This window comes from Streptomyces sp. NPDC054786 (genome assembly GCF_053611685.1).
Map to the genome: position 1 here is coordinate 22,535 of NZ_JBSHAW010000032.1, position 16,846 is coordinate 39,380.

The 16,846-nt window shown below is 73.1% G+C and carries 16 protein-coding genes; 8 read left to right on the forward strand and 8 right to left on the reverse strand.

What is annotated here, in order from left to right; genetic code table 11:
• Window positions 1–172 precede the first annotated feature (172 nt).
• The 4 genes from ACWGI6_RS25695 to ACWGI6_RS25710 all read left to right on the forward strand — a co-directional run bounded on the left by ACWGI6_RS25695 (window position 173) and on the right by ACWGI6_RS25710 (window position 3,296).
• A complete protein-coding gene (locus tag ACWGI6_RS25695) occupies window positions 173–493 on the forward strand; it encodes a DMT family transporter (RefSeq protein WP_393909098.1) in 321 nt (106 codons plus the stop codon).
• Window positions 493–1,032 (forward strand): TetR/AcrR family transcriptional regulator, encoded by a 540-nt coding sequence (locus ACWGI6_RS25700; protein ID WP_453269693.1) that lies wholly within the window; start codon window positions 493–495, stop codon window positions 1,030–1,032. Before ACWGI6_RS25695 ends, ACWGI6_RS25700 begins: the two co-directional genes overlap by 1 nt.
• Before the next feature lie 118 nt (window positions 1,033–1,150).
• A complete protein-coding gene (gene dapD, locus ACWGI6_RS25705) occupies window positions 1,151–2,191 on the forward strand; it encodes a 2,3,4,5-tetrahydropyridine-2,6-dicarboxylate N-succinyltransferase (protein ID WP_453269694.1) in 1,041 nt (346 codons plus the stop codon).
• Window positions 2,192–2,348: 157 nt separating this feature from the next.
• A complete protein-coding gene (locus tag ACWGI6_RS25710) occupies window positions 2,349–3,296 on the forward strand; it encodes an EI24 domain-containing protein (protein ID WP_453269695.1) in 948 nt (315 codons plus the stop codon).
• Here ACWGI6_RS25710 and dapA read toward each other — a convergent pair.
• From dapA to ACWGI6_RS25725, 3 genes are all read right to left on the reverse strand, one after another.
• Window positions 3,205–4,173: a 4-hydroxy-tetrahydrodipicolinate synthase gene (gene dapA, locus ACWGI6_RS25715; RefSeq protein ID WP_453269696.1), complete on the reverse strand. Its 969-nt coding sequence runs from the start codon at window positions 4,171–4,173 to the stop codon at window positions 3,205–3,207. The genes ACWGI6_RS25710 and dapA overlap by 92 nt on opposite strands.
• Before the next feature lie 147 nt (window positions 4,174–4,320).
• On the reverse strand, window positions 4,321–4,470 hold the full coding sequence (locus ACWGI6_RS25720; RefSeq protein ID WP_018091848.1) for a hypothetical protein: 150 nt from the start codon (window positions 4,468–4,470) through the stop codon (window positions 4,321–4,323).
• Window positions 4,471–4,594: 124 nt separating this feature from the next.
• A complete protein-coding gene (locus ACWGI6_RS25725; protein WP_453269697.1) occupies window positions 4,595–6,433 on the reverse strand; it encodes an endonuclease/exonuclease/phosphatase family protein in 1,839 nt (612 codons plus the stop codon).
• A gap of 258 nt (window positions 6,434–6,691) precedes the next feature.
• Here ACWGI6_RS25725 and ACWGI6_RS25730 point away from each other — a divergent pair, with 258 nt between their 5' ends.
• Window positions 6,692–8,212 (forward strand): hypothetical protein, encoded by a 1,521-nt coding sequence (locus tag ACWGI6_RS25730; RefSeq protein WP_453269698.1) that lies wholly within the window; start codon window positions 6,692–6,694, stop codon window positions 8,210–8,212.
• A gap of 198 nt (window positions 8,213–8,410) precedes the next feature.
• A complete protein-coding gene (locus ACWGI6_RS25735; RefSeq protein ID WP_453269699.1) occupies window positions 8,411–9,862 on the forward strand; it encodes an alkaline phosphatase PhoX in 1,452 nt (483 codons plus the stop codon).
• A gap of 26 nt (window positions 9,863–9,888) precedes the next feature.
• Here the strand turns inward: ACWGI6_RS25735 and ACWGI6_RS25740 are convergent, their stop codons facing one another.
• The 4 genes from ACWGI6_RS25740 to ACWGI6_RS25755 form a co-directional block, all read right to left on the reverse strand.
• On the reverse strand, window positions 9,889–10,764 hold the full coding sequence (locus ACWGI6_RS25740) for a class I SAM-dependent methyltransferase (RefSeq protein ID WP_453269700.1): 876 nt from the start codon (window positions 10,762–10,764) through the stop codon (window positions 9,889–9,891).
• Between the two features lie 324 nt (window positions 10,765–11,088).
• Window positions 11,089–12,312: a TerD family protein gene (locus ACWGI6_RS25745; RefSeq protein ID WP_453269757.1), complete on the reverse strand. Its 1,224-nt coding sequence runs from the start codon at window positions 12,310–12,312 to the stop codon at window positions 11,089–11,091.
• A 75-nt stretch (window positions 12,313–12,387) separates the two neighbouring features.
• On the reverse strand, window positions 12,388–12,660 hold the full coding sequence (locus ACWGI6_RS25750) for a GlsB/YeaQ/YmgE family stress response membrane protein (RefSeq protein WP_393909107.1): 273 nt from the start codon (window positions 12,658–12,660) through the stop codon (window positions 12,388–12,390).
• A gap of 130 nt (window positions 12,661–12,790) precedes the next feature.
• Window positions 12,791–13,609 (reverse strand): NAD-dependent epimerase/dehydratase family protein, encoded by an 819-nt coding sequence (locus ACWGI6_RS25755; RefSeq protein WP_453269701.1) that lies wholly within the window; start codon window positions 13,607–13,609, stop codon window positions 12,791–12,793.
• Between the two features lie 240 nt (window positions 13,610–13,849).
• Between ACWGI6_RS25755 and ACWGI6_RS25760 the strand changes: the two genes are divergently transcribed.
• On the forward strand, window positions 13,850–14,827 hold the full coding sequence (locus ACWGI6_RS25760) for a 5-dehydro-4-deoxyglucarate dehydratase (protein WP_453269702.1): 978 nt from the start codon (window positions 13,850–13,852) through the stop codon (window positions 14,825–14,827).
• Complete coding sequence (locus tag ACWGI6_RS25765) at window positions 14,827–16,029, forward strand: hypothetical protein (RefSeq protein WP_453269703.1); 1,203 nt, start codon at window positions 14,827–14,829, stop codon at window positions 16,027–16,029. The genes ACWGI6_RS25760 and ACWGI6_RS25765 overlap by 1 nt, the downstream gene beginning before the upstream one ends.
• Window positions 16,030–16,133: 104 nt before the next feature.
• Here the strand turns inward: ACWGI6_RS25765 and ACWGI6_RS25770 are convergent, their stop codons facing one another.
• Window positions 16,134–16,844 carry a response regulator transcription factor gene (locus tag ACWGI6_RS25770; protein ID WP_453269704.1) on the reverse strand — a complete coding sequence of 237 codons (711 nt, stop codon included), beginning with the start codon at window positions 16,842–16,844 and terminating at the stop codon, window positions 16,134–16,136.
• Window positions 16,845–16,846 lie beyond the last annotated feature (2 nt).

Below are 16,846 nucleotides of genomic sequence, written 5' to 3' on the forward strand. Positions count from 1 at the left end.
CGCTAGCGGGGTCGCGTGCGATACTTTTTCTGCGGGCGAGCCTCCGGCGACCGCCTCCCCCTCTCCGCCCCCCCCCCCCGCCAGGCGGCCCCCCACGGCCGTATCGCCGTATCGGGGCCGGCCCCCGCACGGCTATGTACGGACGTACGCAACGCTGTGTACGCTCGTACGCATGGTCTATGTGACGCTCGGCGCCGCGATCCTCTCCGAGATCCTCGCGACCACCGCGATGAAGTACAGCGACGGCTTCAGCAGGCTATGGCCGTCGCTGGCCACCGCGGTGGGCTATCTGCTCGCCTTCGCGCTGCTCGCCCAGACGCTCAAAACGATGAGCGTCGGCACCGCGTACGCGATCTGGTCCGGCGCCGGAACGGCGGTGATCGCGATGATCGGGATGGTGTTCCTGGGGGAGAGCGCCAGTGCGCTGAAGCTCTTCGGGGTGCTGCTGGTCATCGCCGGGGTCGTGGTGCTGAACCTGGACGGGGCGCACTGATGGCCCGTCGCTACGATCCGGACCGGCGGCAACGGATGATCGACGCGGCGATCGCCGTGGTCGGTGAGCGGGGGATCGCCGGGCTCAGCCACCGCGCCGTGGCCGCCGCGGCGGATGTGCCGCTCGGCTCGACCACATACCACTTCGCGTCCCTGGACGAGCTGCTGATCGCCGCGCTGCGGCAGGTCAATGGCGTGTGCCTGGCCGAGTTCGCGCACTGGGCCGACGGGATCGATCCGGCGGTGCCGCTCGCCGAGGAGGTCGCCCGGCTCATCGAGGACACCCTGGCCGGAGACCGCTCGCGGATGGAGCTGGAGTACGAGCTCTATCTGGCGGCGCTGCGGCACGAGGCGGTGCGGCCGATCGCCGCGGAGTGTCTGGAGGAGATGGTGCGGCTGCTCGGACGGCGGATCGGCGATGCCCGGACCGCGCGGGCCGTGGTGGCCTTCACCGACGGGCTGGTGCTGCAGCATCTGCTGACCGGGCAGCCCTTCGACCCCACGACGGTACGGGCCGGGCTGGCCGGGGTGCTGGGCTGAGCCACCCGGCAGCGGGCCGCCGTGCAGGATCTGTGCACGGGATGGTGCAACCGCGCGGCCCGGCCCGGTCGCTGAGACCGGTTCGCCTCGGCGGGCGCCCTCCGGTTAGGTTTCGGACATGACCGATGCTGCTGCTTCCGCTTCCCTCCCCCAGTCCCTGAACGGGCTGGGAGGTGCCCCCATCACCGGCGCCGTCGCCGCCGGGCTCGCCACCGTCACCTCCGACGGCACCGTTCTCGACACCTGGTTCCCGGCGCCCGAGCTGGTCGCTGTGACTGCCGAGGGCCCTGGCCCGGCCGGCACCGAGCACCTCGACGACGAGCGCGCCACCGAACTGCTGGGCGCCGCCGTGCTCAAGGCGATCGGTCCCGACCCGGTCCGTGATGTCGAGGTCGTCGCCGTCCGTACGGTCATCGCCTCCCTCGACGACAAGCCGCTGGATGCGCACGACGCCTACCTGCGCCTCCACCTGCTCAGCCACCGGCTGGTCAAGCCGCACGGGCAGAACCTGGAGGGCCTCTTCGGGCTGCTGGCCAACGTCGCCTGGACCTCGCTGGGCCCGGTGGCCGTCGACCAGGTGGAGACGGTGCGGCTGAACGCCCGCGCCGAGGGGCTGCATCTGATGGTCACCGGCATCGACAAGTTCCCGCGGATGACCGACTATGTCGCGCCCACCGGGGTGCGGATCGCGGACGCCGACCGGGTGCGCCTGGGAGCCCACCTCGCGGCCGGTACCACCGTCATGCACGAGGGCTTCGTCAACTTCAACGCCGGGACGCTGGGCACCTCCATGGTCGAGGGCCGGATCAGCGCGGGCGTCGTGATCGGCGACGGCTCCGACATCGGCGGTGGCGCCTCCACCATGGGCACCCTCTCGGGCGGCGGCAAGCAGATCATCTCGATCGGTGAGCGCTGCCTGCTGGGTGCCGAGTCGGGCATCGGTATCGCGCTCGGCGACGAGTGTGTCGTCGAGGCGGGGCTGTATGTGACCGCCGGTACCCGCGTCACGCTGCCCGACGGCCAGATCGTCAAGGCCCTGGAGCTGTCCGGCGCGGACAACATCCTCTTCCGTCGCAACTCCACCACCGGCACCGTCGAGGCCCGCCCGAACAAGGCGGCCTGGGGCGGCCTCAACGAGGTGCTGCACAGCCACAACTGAGCGCACGGCCACGGCCGGCCGTGCAGCACCGACCTGCGCACGGCTGAGCGTTCACGGCAGCGTCAGCGGCCCGGCGGGAGAACCGCCGGGCCGCCTCCGTTGCCGCTCCCGCACCGCCCTGCCCCCGTCCCGGGCGGACGCCGATAGGCTTTGCGCTATGCGTGATCTTGTAGCGGGGATGCGGTATCTGGGCAAGGGGCAGCGCTGGGTCGCCCGGCACGGCCGATGGTGGGGATTCGGGCTGATTCCGGCGCTGATCGCCCTGGTGCTGTATGCCGCGGTGCTCACCGTGCTCGCCCTCTGGTCCGGCGATATCGCGGCCTGGGCGACGCCGTTCGCCGACGGCTGGGGCGCGCCCTGGCAGGAGCTGCTGCGCGGGGTGTTCGTGGCGCTGCTGTTCGCCGGCGGGCTGATGCTGTCGGTGCTGACGTTCACCGCCGTCACCCTGCTGATCGGCGACCCCTTCTACGAGTCGCTGTCGGAGAAGGTCGAGGAGTCCGAGGGGCGTTGCCCGCCGTCCCCGGACCGGCCGCTGTGGCAGGAGATCTGGATCGCCCTGCGCGACAGCGTCCATGTGCTGCTGCGGGCCGCCGGATTCGGGATCCTGCTGTTCGTCCTCGGGTTCGTGCCCTTCCTAGGGCAGACCGTGATCCCCGCCGTCGGCTTCTGTGTCTCCGGCTTCTTCCTCGCCGTCGAGCTGACCTCGGTGGCCATGCAGCGCCGGGACATTCCGGTGCGTGAGCGGCTGCGGCTGCTGCGGGGCCGCAAGGCCCTCGCGGTCGGCTTCGGCACCCCGGTCGTGCTGCTGTTCCTGGTCCCGTTCGTCGCGGTGGCGCTGATGCCGGGCGCGGTGGCCGGTGCGACGCTGCTGGTACGGGACCTGGTGGCGGACGAGGAGGAGCCGCCCGCCCCGGACCGCGACGAGGGGACGGCCGGGCAGGACCGGGCCGCCGGGGCGCCGTACGGGCAGCCGGGCGCGCCCGGCGGATTCGGGCCGCCCGCACCGTTCCCCGCTAGCCAGGGACAGCCGCAGGCACCGCGGCAGTATCCGCGTCCGCAGTCCGGTCCAGGGTCGTCCGCAGTGCGTCCACCAGCCGGTTGGTGAGCTGGGCATCCGCCGCCAGCAGCGGGGCGCGGACCGGGCCGGCGGGCAGGCCGAGGTGGTTCAGCAGCGCCTTCGCGGTGACCGTGCCGGGGGTCTCGCCGCCGGTCACCGCCTCGATGAGCGGCACCAGCGCCAGCTGACGGCGGGCCGCCCCGGCGGCGTCGCCGGCGTCGAAGGCGTCCAGTACGGCGCGCACCGCGCGCGGCGCGGCATTGGCCGCGGTGCTGACGCAGCCGGAGCCGCCGAGTGCGCGGAGCGGCAGGATCTGTTCGTCGCAGCCCGCGTAGTAGGCCAGGCCCGTCGAGGCCAGCACCTTCGCCGACTTCAGCGGGTCATAGCCGCAGTCCTTGACCGCCGCGATCCGCGGATGGGCGGCCAGCCGCAGCAGCGTCCCGGCGGCCAGCGCGGTGCCGGTGCGGCCGGGGATGTCGTAGAGCATCACCGGCAGTCCGGTGGCGTCCGCGACGGTGCGCAGGTGGTGGGCGACGGCCTCCTGGGTGGGCCGCGAGTAGTAGGGCGTGACCACCAACAGGCCGTGGGCGCCTGCCCGTTCGGCGCTGCGGGCCAGTGCGACGGAGTGCCGGGTGTCGCTGGTGCCGACCCCGGCGGTGATCCGGGCCCGGTTGCCGACGGCCTCGACGACGGCCCGCAGCAGGGCCTCCTTCTCGGCGTCCGAGGTGGTCGGGGACTCCCCGGTGGTGCCGCTCAGCACCAGTGCGTCGCAACCGCCGTCGTCGACGAGATGGGTGGCGAGCCGCTGGGCGCCGTCGGTGTCGAGCTCTCCGTCGGCGGTGAACGGGGTGATCATGGCGGTCGCGGTACGGCCGAAGGGCGGTGCGGCCGCCCGGGGTGCGAAGGGGGCGGACATGGTCTCCATGCCAGGAGTCTGGGGGCGCCTCATATTTCACGTCCACTTAGTTGTGCTGGCTGATTCGTTAAGAAGTGCTACGTTCAGCGCGTGATCGGCATGCGAAGCGGCCGCCGCGCCTTCCGGTGCGACGGCCGCTCGGGCATCACAGGCCCATCACGCGCCAGTCAGGCCATTCCGCGAACGCTTCAGGTCCTGGGTCCGCTCGGCGGCGGACTCCTCCGACGACTTCGGCTTCCGCTGGTCGGTGCGCCGTTCGGCGGCACGGTCCTTGTTGCCCGACTTACGGTTCTGGGACTTCGGCATGATGACTCCCTATGTCTCGCCGAATGTTTCTTACATTCCCAGTACCGCACCCCCCGCGGCAGTTGGCCCCCCGACGTGGGCCGGACGAGTGACGGGAGTGTCACACGGGGTGACGTGAGGCGGGCTACGGCTTGATGCGCAGTACCTGCGGATCGTGGTCGCTGGCCTGGTCGGCGTACTCGGCGTTGATGTGCACGATGTCGTAGTCGGCCCGGGTCAGCGGGCGGCTGGTGAGCATGTGGTCCAGCACCTGCGAGTTGCCGTTGTAGACATAGCCGTAGCGCTCCGCGGCGGGCAGCCGGCCGACCTGGTCGGTGAGCACACCGCCGGCGGTGAGGTCCTTCAGCGCCGGTGAGAACGAGTAGTCGTTGAGGTCGCCGGCCACCACCACACCGGCCTTCGGGTCCTTGGCCAGCAGATCCTTGACGAAGGCGTTGACCAGGCGGGCCTGGCCGGTGCGCTGGGTCTCGGAGCTCCGGGCCGGGGGCTGGAAACGGCTGTCCAGGCCCTGGTCGCCGCCCTTGGAGTTGAAGTGGTTGGCGATCACGAACACCCGGCTGCCCGGTCGGCTCTTGAGCGAGAACTGCCCGACGAGGGGCTTGCGGCTGGCCTTCCATGCCGGGTCGGCGGGCGCGATCCGGCCCGGCGACGCGGACAGGGTGGCCTTGCCGTGGTCGGCGACCACCTGCACCGGAGTGGTGGAGTCGCCGCCCTTGATGTCCGTGAAGGACACCCGGCCCGGGTTGAACAGGAACGCCACGCGGATGTTGCCGCCCGGCTGCCCGCCGTCCTCGTCGTTGACCGGGTCGATCTGCCGCCACTCGTACGCCGGGCCGCCGGCCGCCTTGATGGCGTCGGTGAGCTTGGTGAGGGTCGCCCCGGCGGTGACCACGCCGTTGTCGGTGGCGCCGTTGTCGTCCTGCACCTCCTCCAGCGCGACGACATCGGGGGACGCGAGATTGTGCACCAGCGCCTTCGCCAGCCGGTCGAACTTGGCCTGCGGGGTGGTGGGGGCGAGGTTCTCGACGTTGTAGGTGGCCACCGCCAGCTCGCCGGACTTCTGCTTGCGGGTGGTCTCCGGCGCGGGGCCGTGGTCGGCGAGGGTGCCCAGCTCGGTGGCCTGGAGGGTGTAGCCGCCGAAGCTGTCGTAGTCCAGCGGGCCGGCGGTGGTGCCGGTCAGCTCGTCGCCGACATCGGCCACCGGGAACGGCCGCTCGGAGAACGGGATCAGGGAGGTCACCTTGACCCGGCCGCCGTTGGGGTCCGCGTACGAGCGGTAGAGCGTGCCGCCGCGGGACGTGCGGTGGTGGCGCGGCTCGGCGGTCACCCACAGCTCGTTGTGGGTGTTGGTCGCGCCGACGACCGGGGCGCTCGACACCGAGACGCGCATCCCCTCCAGCGACTCGTAGCGGTCCAGCGCGTACGAGCCGGGGCGCAGGGTGAGGGACTCGATGCTCTTGCCGCCCGCGGCGGGGGCGTAACGGTTCGGCACCGAGGCCGGGTTGAGCTTGAAGGCGGCCGGCAGCGGGGTGCCGGAGGAGCTGGCCTTCCAGGTCGCGCCGGTGATCTCGGTGACGGACTGCAGACCGGCGTCCTTGCCGCCCGGGTAGTACTCGCTGACCGTGCCGGAGAAGGTGAGGGCGTCGCCGACGGCGACCTTCGGCGTCTCCTTTCCGGTGAAGACGAAGACCGCCTCGCTGGTGGCCGGGTTGCGGTCCGGGTGCGGGTCCTGCACCCAGAAGCCGCGCGCCGAGCCGAACGACCGGATCGCGGTGACCGTGCCGGGCACCTCGCTGACCTGCTGTCCGGCCAGCGGGGATATTCGGGTGCTGCCCTGGATGTCGTGGATCCGGGCGCCGGCCGCGGAGGCCGACTGGGTGGCGGTCAGCAGTCCGCCGGCCAGGGCGGCACAGGCCACCGCGCTGACGGCGACCGGTCTGCGGAGCGAACGACGGGACGGCATGCATGCCTCCGAGGGGATATGGGGGGTGGCAGGTGAATGTGCGTGCGGAGCCGGACCGGCGCGCGCTACGCGCGTCGATCTGCGTCAATCTCTTGTGCACGCAGGGGAGTTGTCAAGCTTCTCCCGGTGACCGGGAGGGGGCGCGGGGGTGAACCGTCCGAGTTACGGCGAATTCCGTCTACGCTTGGTCGGCGCACTCCCCCAGCTGTCGCTGGGAGGTACCCCCAGCCGTAGTCCGTCCGAGGAGCTGAGCAGCCGATGTCCGCAGACCGCCCCACCCTGCCGCCGGTGCGGCTGCGCTCCGAAGCGGAGCTGGCCCGCGACGCGCTGAGCGCCCCCCTGCTGGCGCGGGCCGCGCAGCTCGCCCGCTGGGCCGAGCGGGGCGTCCCGGTCGGCGTCGGCGGCCAGATCCTCGACGAGCCGCTGTCCGCCGCCACCGAGCACCTCGGCCTGGCCGGCGACGAGGACGGCCCGGCCTACACCGCCGAGGCCTGGCAGCTCGCGGTGGACACCGGACTCGTGGAGATCGAGGAGGCCGTCGACGGCGAGGACGGTGCCGACCTCCCCGACGATGCCGCCGCCGGCACCGCCACCCCCGGTGAGGAGCTCGGCCTGCTCACCTCCGGCAGCCCGCAGGACATCCTGGACATCTGGCTCGGCGGCATGGAGACCGTGCTCGCCGACGCGGCCGCCCCCGACCTCGCCGACCTCGCCGACCAGCTCACCGAGGGCGGCGAACTCGACCTGGACGCGATCGACTGGAACCCGGAGGAGGAGGCCGAGCTGCTGGACGGCATCCTCGGCAACCTCTATCTGCTCACGGCCCTGAACGAGAGCCCTGACCAGGAGGTTCCGCTGCCCGCGCTGGCCGCCTCCATGATCGTCCCGGACGATATGGAGGAGCCCACCGACGACGTCCTCGAAGAGGTCTCCGAGGCGATGATGCGCCTGGACGACCAGTTCCGGGTGCTGGAGCCGATCGGCCTGGTCGCCTACCAGCCCGTCGACGAGGCCCTCATCGAGGAGTTGGACGAGGACGGCGAGGCGGTCCTGCCCACCGGCTCCGGGCCGGGGGGAACCCCCACCGCCGGGCCGCTGACGGACGAGGACGTCTCCCGCTACGGCCTGGTCCGCCTGACCCCGCTCGGCGTCTACGCCGTACGTGCCCGGATGCTGGACGCGGGCGTGCACGCCCCGGCGGTCGGCGACCTCGCCGACAAGGGCGCCGATGTCCTCCTGGACGCGCTGCCCGACTACCCCGAGGCGCTCGCCCAGGCCGAGTCCGAGCTGTGGCTCGCCGCCCGTACGCCCCTGGACGCCTCCCGGGACCTGCTCGCGGCCGCCCGCGGCGACGACGACCGCGCCCCGCGGCGCCGGCTGGCCGCCCAGCAGACCCTCTCGCTGGTCTCGCCGGACGCCGAGGCCGCGCTGCGCGAGGTGCTCGACGACCGGCAGCTCGGCGGACTGGCCCGGGTCTGGCTCGCCGAGCGCGCGCTGCCCGGCATCCCCGAGCCGTCCCAGGAGATGATCTTCTGGCTGACGGTGGACACCATCGCGGCGCAGCTGGACAGCGCCGACGAGGACGCCACCGGCGAGCTGCGCGACCTGGTGCAGGGCCTGACCGATCAGCACAGCGGGTTCTTCGACACGGCCTGGCGGGTGGACCACCCGGCCACCGCCGATGTCCTGGAGGCCATGGGCCGGCTGCACCCGGACAAGAAGGCCGCCAAGGAGGCCCGCAAGGCCGCGTTCAAGGCGCGCTCGCGGCAGTCGGGCTGAGCGGACACCGGGCAGGGCCGGGGCGGTATCACGCACGCCCGGGGCCGGTCCGGCGGTCAGGACCGGTCCGGCCCTGACCGCCGGACCGGCCCCAACTGCTTCCTGGATGTCGCGCCGCGTTCAACTGGAGTTCGAAGGCGCAGGGGAGCGTGGGCGAGGCAGGCACAGGGGAAGAAACCGGCCATCCAGGAGATGACTATGCCGCTCACCCGCAGAGACTTCGCCAAGCGTTCCGCCCTCGCCGGCGCGGGGGTCACGCTGGCCGGCAGCGTCGGGGTACTGGCCACCGCGCCCGGAGCCATCGGCGCGGAGGCGCCGGCGGCCGGCCCGGACGGCGCGGCGGACGGCCGGGGCATCGGCTACGGCCCGCTGGCCCCGGACCCGGACGGCATCCTCGCACTGCCCGCCGGGTTCTCGTACAAGATCATCACCCGGACCGGTGTCACCCGGCTCGACAGCGGTGAGTCCACCCCCTCCAACCACGACGGCACCGGCACCTTCGAGGGCCACCGCGGCACCACCCTCCTCGTCAACAACCACGAGCTCAAGGGCCCGCGCGCCGACTGGCCGCACCCGGTGCCGCTGGCCGAGGGCCTGGTCTACGACCCGGCGGCGTCCGGCGGCTGCACCGTTGTCGAGGTCGCCAAGGACGGTACGCCGGTCGGCGAGTGGGTCGGCATCGCCGGTACGTCCACCAACTGCGCGGGCGGGACCACCCCTTGGGGCACCTGGCTGACCTGCGAGGAGAACGAGGACAAGGCCGGCCAGCACGGCATGACCAAGGACCACGGCTATGCCTTCGAGGTCGACCCGCACGACCGACGGGCCGGCCGCGACCCCAAGCCCGTCAAGGCGCTGGGGCGCTACGCCCATGAAGCGGTGGTCGTCGACCCCAAGCGCGGCCACCTCTTCCTGACCGAGGACGCCGACACCCCCAACGGCCTGTTCTACCGCTGGACCCCGCCGCACGGCTTCCGGCACGGCCGCGGGCAGCTGCGCACGCTGGCCGATGACGCGGGGGTGCTGGAGGCCTTCAAGTGCTTCGACTCCGGTGGCCGGTTCGTCGACGACCTCTCGCGTGCCACCAAGGCCGGCACCGTCTACGGCGTCGACTGGGTCGAGGTCCCCGACCGCGACGCCCGCAAGGTCTCGGTGCGCAAGCAGTTCAAGGACGGCGAGGTCACCCGCGCCCGCAAGCTGGAGGGCCTGTGGTGGGCCGACGGCGGCGCGTACGTGGTGTCCTCCTTCGCCCGTGACGAGAGCCCGGTCCAGCACGACGGGCAGGTCTGGTTCTACGACCCGCGGCGGCGGACCCTGACGCTGAAGGTGCTGCTGGGCGTCAACCAGGACCCGTCGAAGGACGGTCCGCTGGACGGCCCCGACAACATCACCGTCTCGCCCTACGGCGGGCTGATCATCGCCGAGGACGGCGAGGGCGTACAGCACCTCTTCGGGGCCACCGACGACGGCCGGACCTACCCGATCGCCCGCAACGACCTCAACATCGGCACCACGGACGAGCCGAAGTTCAGCGAGTTCACCGGGCCGGTGTTCTCCCCGGACGGGCGCACGCTGTTCGCCAACATCCAGGAGCCCGGCATCATGCTGGCCATCACCGGCCCGTGGAAGCGGCAGCACCGCCGGCGGTAGCCGTACCGCGGCGGCGGGGCGGTGTCTCAGTCCGCCCCGGCCGTGAGCACGTAGTAGTCCAGCAGTCCGGTCTCGTACGCCGTCAGATAGCGGCGCGGCCACTCGTCGCGGAGGTCCGGCTGCTGGGCCATATAGCGGTCGTAGTACTCCCAGACCCCGTCGCCGACCGACCGGACCCGGACCTCGCGCAGACCCGCCGCACTCAGCGTCTCGGCGACCTCGTCGACCACGTGCGGGACGTCCAGGCCGTCGGCGTACGGGGGCAGCATGGCGGGCAGCACCCGGGCGGCCGCCCGGGTGCGGGCGAAGAAGGTCGTCAGCGCCAGCCGGCCGCCCGGGCGCAGGACCCGCGCCGCCTCCCGGGCGAAACCCGGCAGATCGCGGAAGTGCTGCGCCGCCTCGACGGAGAACAGGCAGTCGACACGGCCGTCGGGGAGCGGGATGCGCTGGGCCGTGCCCTGGAGGAACTCCAGCCGGCCGGCCGCGTCCGCCGAGGGGGCGAGCAGCGCCGCGTTCGCCGTCCGGGCACGGGCGATCTGGTCGGGGTGTGCGTCCATGCCGATGACCGTCCCCAGGCCGAATTCCTGCAGCGCCAGCGCGCACCCCAGCCCGCGCCCGCACCCGACGTCCAGGGCGGTGCGGCCCTGCGGCCGGTCGAAGGTGTCGAGCACCAGGCGGTAGAGGTCCTGCTCGCTGCGCACCCGGTCGGCCTCGGTCAGCGGCCGGTCCGCGGGGCCGGGCAGGCCCGGCCAGTAGCCGAAGTTGATGAAGCCGCCGGCGAAGGCCGGGACGGTGCTGAGGTCGAGCTCGCCGTAGATCCTCGCGACCCGGTCGGGAAGGTCCGGGAGCCCTGGGCCGTCCGGGGGGTCCGCGGGTCCGGCCGGCTGCTGTTGTTGCGTCATCGAACGCTCCTCGTGCGTGCCGTGGGGGACGCGCCGTGACGGGCGGGGCCGTGACGGGGCGGGGCCAAAGGGCGTGGCGGAAAGGGGGAAGGGCCGGGGGCGGGCGGACGGGGAAGCGGGGATGCTGAGCTCGACGGTACGGACGACACAATTTTCGATCCTGGACCGTTCCCGCACCAGGGAAGGCCCCCCGCCGGCGGCGGCGCCGCGGGACACGGCGGGCCTGGCGCGGCGCCGGGAAGCCGGTCCATGCCGCAGCGCGCGGCCCGGCCCCGCCGTCCCTGACGGTGCCGAGGGGCCGTCAGGGACACGGGCGTCAGCGGCTCACAGGGCCTGTGCGGCCGGCTTCACCATGCCGCGCACCGTACGGGCGTCGACGAACTCGCCCAGCGCGGTCATCTCCCACTCGCCGGAGAACTGGCGGATGAGCTTGGCCATCATCACGCCCGTGCGCGGCTCGGCGTGGGTGAGGTCGAAGCGGACCAGCTCCTCGCCGCTCTGGGCGTCCACCAGGCGGCAGTACGCCTTGGCGACATCGGAGAACTTCTGGCCGGAGAAGGAGTTCACGACGAAGACCAGGCCGGTCACCTCCGGGGGCACTCCGCCGAGGTGGACGGTGATCGCCTCGTCGTCGCCGGCGCCCTCCCCGGTGAGGTTGTCGCCGGAGTGCTGGATCGCGCCGCCCAGGATCATCAGCTTGCCGAAGAAGCAGTTGTCGACCTTCTTGCGGTCCGGGCCGTAGGCGATGACCGAGGCGTCCAGGTCGATGCTCTTGCTGCGGAAGGCGGGCTCCCAGCCGAGGCCCATCGTGACCGAGGTGAGCAGCGGGGTGCCGCCCTTGACCAGCGAAACGGTCTGGTTCTTCTGGAGGCTGACGCGGCCCTTGTCGAGGTTGACCTTGCCGGAGCCGGGTGCCGGGGCGGCGGGCGCGGGCGCCGGCGCCGGCGGCGGCGGCGGGGTGACCGGGGCCGGGGCCGGGGCGCCCGCGGGCGGTCCCCACTGGCCGGCGGGGGCCGGGGGAGCGGGGGGTGCCTGCGGGGCGGCGGCGGGTGCGGCGGGCTCCTCCACGCTGACGCCGAAGTCGGTGGCGATCCCCGCCAGGCCGTCGGCGTAGCCCTGGCCGACCGCGCGGACCTTCCAGGCGCCGCCCCGGCGGTAGATCTCGACGACCACCAGCGCGGTCTCGGAGCCCAGCTGCGGCGGGGTGAAGGAGGCGATGACGCTGCCGTCGTCGGCGTTACGGACCGTGCCGGTCGGCTCCGTGCCGGCGAAGGTCGCCCCGGGGGCGTCCGGACTCGCGGTGACCACGATCTTCTCGATGCCCTCGGGGACCGCGGCGGTGTCCACCGTGATGGTGTCGCCGCCGCCGGCCGCCGCGGAGTGCGTCACGCCCGGTCCGCTGGGCTGGTTGTAGAACACGAAGTCGTCGTCGGAGCGCACCTTGCCATTGGCGGCGAGCAGCAGGCCCGACACGTCCAGCCGCACGGGGGCGGTGACGTCCACCGCCACCCGCACGGCGTTGAGCGGGAGGTTCGAGCCAGGAGTCATAGCGGTCATGCCGGGCTCAACGATCGGCTCGCCTTTGCGGTTCCATTACCCGCGGCCGGATGGCCGCCCGGCCGGTCACCGGCGTTCACGGGAGTTGCCGAAGAGCAGCCGGTAGGCGACCAGCAGGACCAGGGCCCCGGCGATCGAGGCGATCCACATGGACGGTTCGCCGAAGTCCTTGGGGATCGGTCGGTGCAGGAATTTGGTGGAGAGCCAGCCGCCGAGGAAGGACCCCACGATGCCGATCAGGGTCGTGCCGACGATGCCGCCCGGGTCCCGTCCCGGCAGCAGGACCTTCGCGATGATGCCCGCGATCAGCCCGAGTACGAGCCAGCTGACGATGCCCATGATGCGTTCCTCGTTCCTGCGCGGTGATGGGGTACACAGACCAGGACGCCGGCCGGGCGACGGGGGTTCCGCGGCGTGGCAGGAGCCACCGTGCGCACGGCCGGGCGGCCCGGCCACCAGGGCACTCCCGTCAGTGCGGCCACCGGGGCGGGTCGGTGCAGAAGGCGCCGCCGAGGTAGGCGTGTTCGGGGTTCTCGGGGTCCAGTGCGCCCTGCGCGGCGATCAGCTGTGCCGCGTACGGCTCGGAGTCGTCCTGCGGTACGTAACCCAGGGCGCGGGCGGTCGACAGGTCCCACCACAGACGGGTGTTGGCGGAGGAGCCGTAGACGACGGTGTGGCCCACGTCCGGCGCGGTGAGCGCGGCGTGCAGCAGCCGCGCGCAGTCGGCCGGGCTCAGCCAGATGGACAGCATCCGCACCGAGGTCGGCTCGGGGTAGCAGGAGCCGATGCGGACCGAGACGGTCTCGATGCCGTGCAGATCCCAGTAGAGCGAGGCCAGATCCTCGCCGAATCCCTTGGACAGCCCGTAGTAGGTGTCGGGGCGGCGGGGCGTGCCGACGGGGATGGCGCCGGAGCCGTCCGCGGGGCGCGGGGTGAATCCGACGGCGTGGTTGGAGGAGGCGAAGACGACACGGCGGACGCCTGCCTCGCGCGCCGCCTCGTACAGGCGGTAGGTGCCCTCGATGTTGGCGCGCAGGATCTGCTCGAAGCCGGCCTCCAGGGAGATGCCGGCGAGATGGATGACCGCGTCGGCCCCGCGCACCGCCTCGCGCAGCGCCCGGGTGTCGGCCAATTCGGCGGTGATCGCGTCCGGTTCGCCGGCTGCGGTGTCGATGGGCCGCTGGTCGAAGAGGCGCAGCCGGTATCCGTAGGGCGGCAGCAGGTCACGCATCAGGGTGCCGAGCCCGCCGGCGGCGCCGGTGAGCAGGACGGTGCGGGGTGCGGTCATGGGCGGGTACTCCTCCGGCTGAACTGCAAGGCTGTATGCGCGGACAGCATTCAGATGTGTGGACACGGTAGGAAGCTGGATCATGGCGGGTCAAGACGCTTGACGAAGCCGGTAAAACCGCTTGCGGCGCGGCAGTTGTGGACCCTTGACCGGTCCGGGACGGCTACTCTAGCGTGGTCACGTTCATAAACATGGACGCTGATCAGAGACATGCACCAGCATGCCTGCCAGGGAGAGCCCGTGACCCCAGACCCTCCCCCAGCCACCGCTGGGAGGTACCCCCCACTCGCCGACCGCCTCGACGGACTGCTGTTCTTCCCCGTGACCGCGTACGCGCCGGACGGCGCCCTGGACCTGGCGGCCTTCCGCGCCCATGTACGCGCCGGCATCGACGCGGGCGCGGCCGCCGTCTTCGCCTGCTGCGGCACCGGCGAATTCCATGCGCTCACCCCCGGGGAGTTCACCGACTGCATCGCGGCCGCGGTCGAGGAGGCCGCGGGCCGGGTCCCGGTGGTCGCCGGTGCGGGCTACGGCACCGCGCTCGCCGCCCAGTTCGCCCGCCTCGCCCACGAGGCGGGCGCCGACGGCCTGCTCGCCATGCCGCCCTACCTCGTCGTCGCGGGCCAGGAGGGGCTGCTGCGGCACTACACCGCACTCGCCGCCGCCACCCCGCTCCCCGTCATCGTCTACCAGCGCGACAACGCCGTCTTCACACCGGCCACCGTCGCCGCCCTGGCCCGGACCGAAGGCATCATCGGCCTCAAGGACGGCGTCGGTGACCTCGATCTGATGCAGCGCATCATCAGCACCGTCCGCACCGAGGCCCCCGACGAGGACTTCCTCTACTTCAACGGCCTGCCCACCGCCGAACTCACCGGCCCCGCCTACCTGGGCCTGGGCGTCCGCCTCTACTCCTCCGCCGTCTTCGCCTTCGCCCCCGAGATCGCCGTCGCCTTCCACCAGGCGCTGAACAGCGGTGACGACTACACCGTCCAGCGTCTGACGGACGGCTTCTACCGGCCGCTGGTCGAACTGCGCAACCGGGGCCGCGGCTACGCCGTCTCGCTGGTCAAGGCGGGCGTACGGCTGCGCGGCCTGGACGTCGGCGAGGTCCGGACGCCGCTCAGCGAACCGGACCCCGCGCACGTCGAGGAGCTGTCCGGGCTGATCGAGCACGGCCTGGCCCTGGTCGCGGACGCGGCAGGGGCCGGCGCCTGATGCGCACCGCCGCGTTCCTCTACCCCTGGGACGTGGTCGGTGACCCGGACGCCGCAGGCCGCCTCGCCGGCCTCGGCATCCAGCAGGTCACCCTGGCCTCCGCCTATCACTCCACCCGCGCCCTCACCCCCCGCCACCCACGCCACCGCATCGTCACCGCCCGGCACGCCGCCGTCCTCTACCCTCCGGACCCCGCCCGCTGGTCCGGCCGCGCGCTGCGCCCCGCCACCCAGGACTGGACGGCCGGCCCGGACCCGTTCGGCGTGGCCGCTCGGGCGCTGGCGGACGCCGGTCTGGAGGTGCACACCTGGGTCGTCCTGGCGCACAACTCCCGCCTGGGCGCGGAGCACCCGGCCGCCGTGGTCCGCAACGCCTACGGCGACCCGTACCCGTGGGCGCCGTGCATCGCCCGGCCCGAGGTGCGCGAGTACCTCGTCGACCTGGCCGCCGAGGCGGCCGTACGGCCCGGCGCCCGGGGTACCGAGCTGGAGTCCTGCGGCTGGTACGGACTGGCCCATCTGCACGCCCACGACAAGACCGCCGGGGTGCCGCTGTCCGGCGCCGCGCAGTATCTGATGTCGGTGTGCTTCTGCACGGTGTGCGCGGCGGGGTACACCGGACTGGGCGTCCGTGCGCAGGAGTTGCGCGCCGCCGTGGTGCGGGCCCTGGAGCCGCAGTGGGCGGCCGGACCGTCCGGCCCGGCGGACCGCGCGGGGGAGTGGGCCGCGGTCGAGGAGCTGCTCGGCGCGGAGCTCGCGGGGGTGCTGCGCAGCTGGCGCGACCGGGCCGCCCGTACGCTGCAGCGCGCGGCCGTCCGTGCGGTACGGCACGCCGCGGCGGACGGGTTCCGGGTGCTGCTGCACGCCGACCCGGCCGCGCACCGCTGTGGCGCCAACGCCGGGGTGGATCCGGCGGACGTGCTGGCGCACGCCGACGGCGTGGTGCTGCCGTGCACCGGCGACGCCGCCGCCCGCGCGGACGTCCTCGGCCCGTTCGCCGACCGCCCGGCCGGAGCGACGGTCGCCGCCAATCTCACCGTGGTCTCCGGCATGGGCGGCAGCCCCGGCACCCTCGCCGCCGATACCGCGCACGCCGCCTCACTGGGGGCGAACGCACTGCGGCTCTACCACGCGGGCCTGGCGAGCGACCGCGATCTGACGGCCGTACGGGACGTCCTGCACGGGCGCGGGCGGCCGTCGTGACAGCCCGCTGAGCCCACCGGACCGCGGCCCGGCCACGCGCGCCGTCACGGCGGCCGGGCCCCACCGGTCCGGCCCGCCTCGCCCCCACCGCGTCCGGCCCGCCCTCACCCGGGCCGGACGAACCCGCACTCGTACGCGGCGATCACCGCCTGGGTCCGGTCCCGCACCCCGAGCTTGGCCAGCACCCCCGCCACATGCGTCTTGACCGTGGCCGGGCCCACCCCCAGCCGGTCCGCGATCTCGGCGTTCGTCAGCCCGGCCGTCATCAGCCGCAGCACCGCCCGCTCCCGCTCGGACAGCCGGGCCCGCAGCGCCCGCACCGCGTCGGCCGCGGCCCGCTCCCCGGCGTGCCGGGCGGCCAGCCGGCGCACCGCCGCAGGGAACAGCAGCGAGTCGCTGCGCGCCACCAGCCGTACGGCCTGGACCAGGTCCTCCGCGCCGGACCGCTTGAGCAGGAACCCGCTGGCGCCGGCCCGCAGCGCGTCATAGACGTAGGCGTCGTTCTCGAAGGTGGTCACCACGATGATGCGGGGCGGCTCGGGCATCGTGGCGAGCACCTGCTCGGTCGCGCGGATGCCGTCGATCTCCGGCATCCGGACATCCATCAGCACGATGTCCGGGCGCAGTTCACGGATCAGCGGCACCGCCTCGGCCCCGCTCGACGCCTCTCCGACGACCTCCATGTCCGCCTCGGCGCTGAGGATCGCGCGCAGCGCCGTCCGCACCATCCGCTCGTCGTCGGCGAGGACGACGCGCAGGGGGCGGGGGACGTCCCCGTCGTGGGCCGGGTGGTCGTCGTCCTGCCGTGTGGTCATGC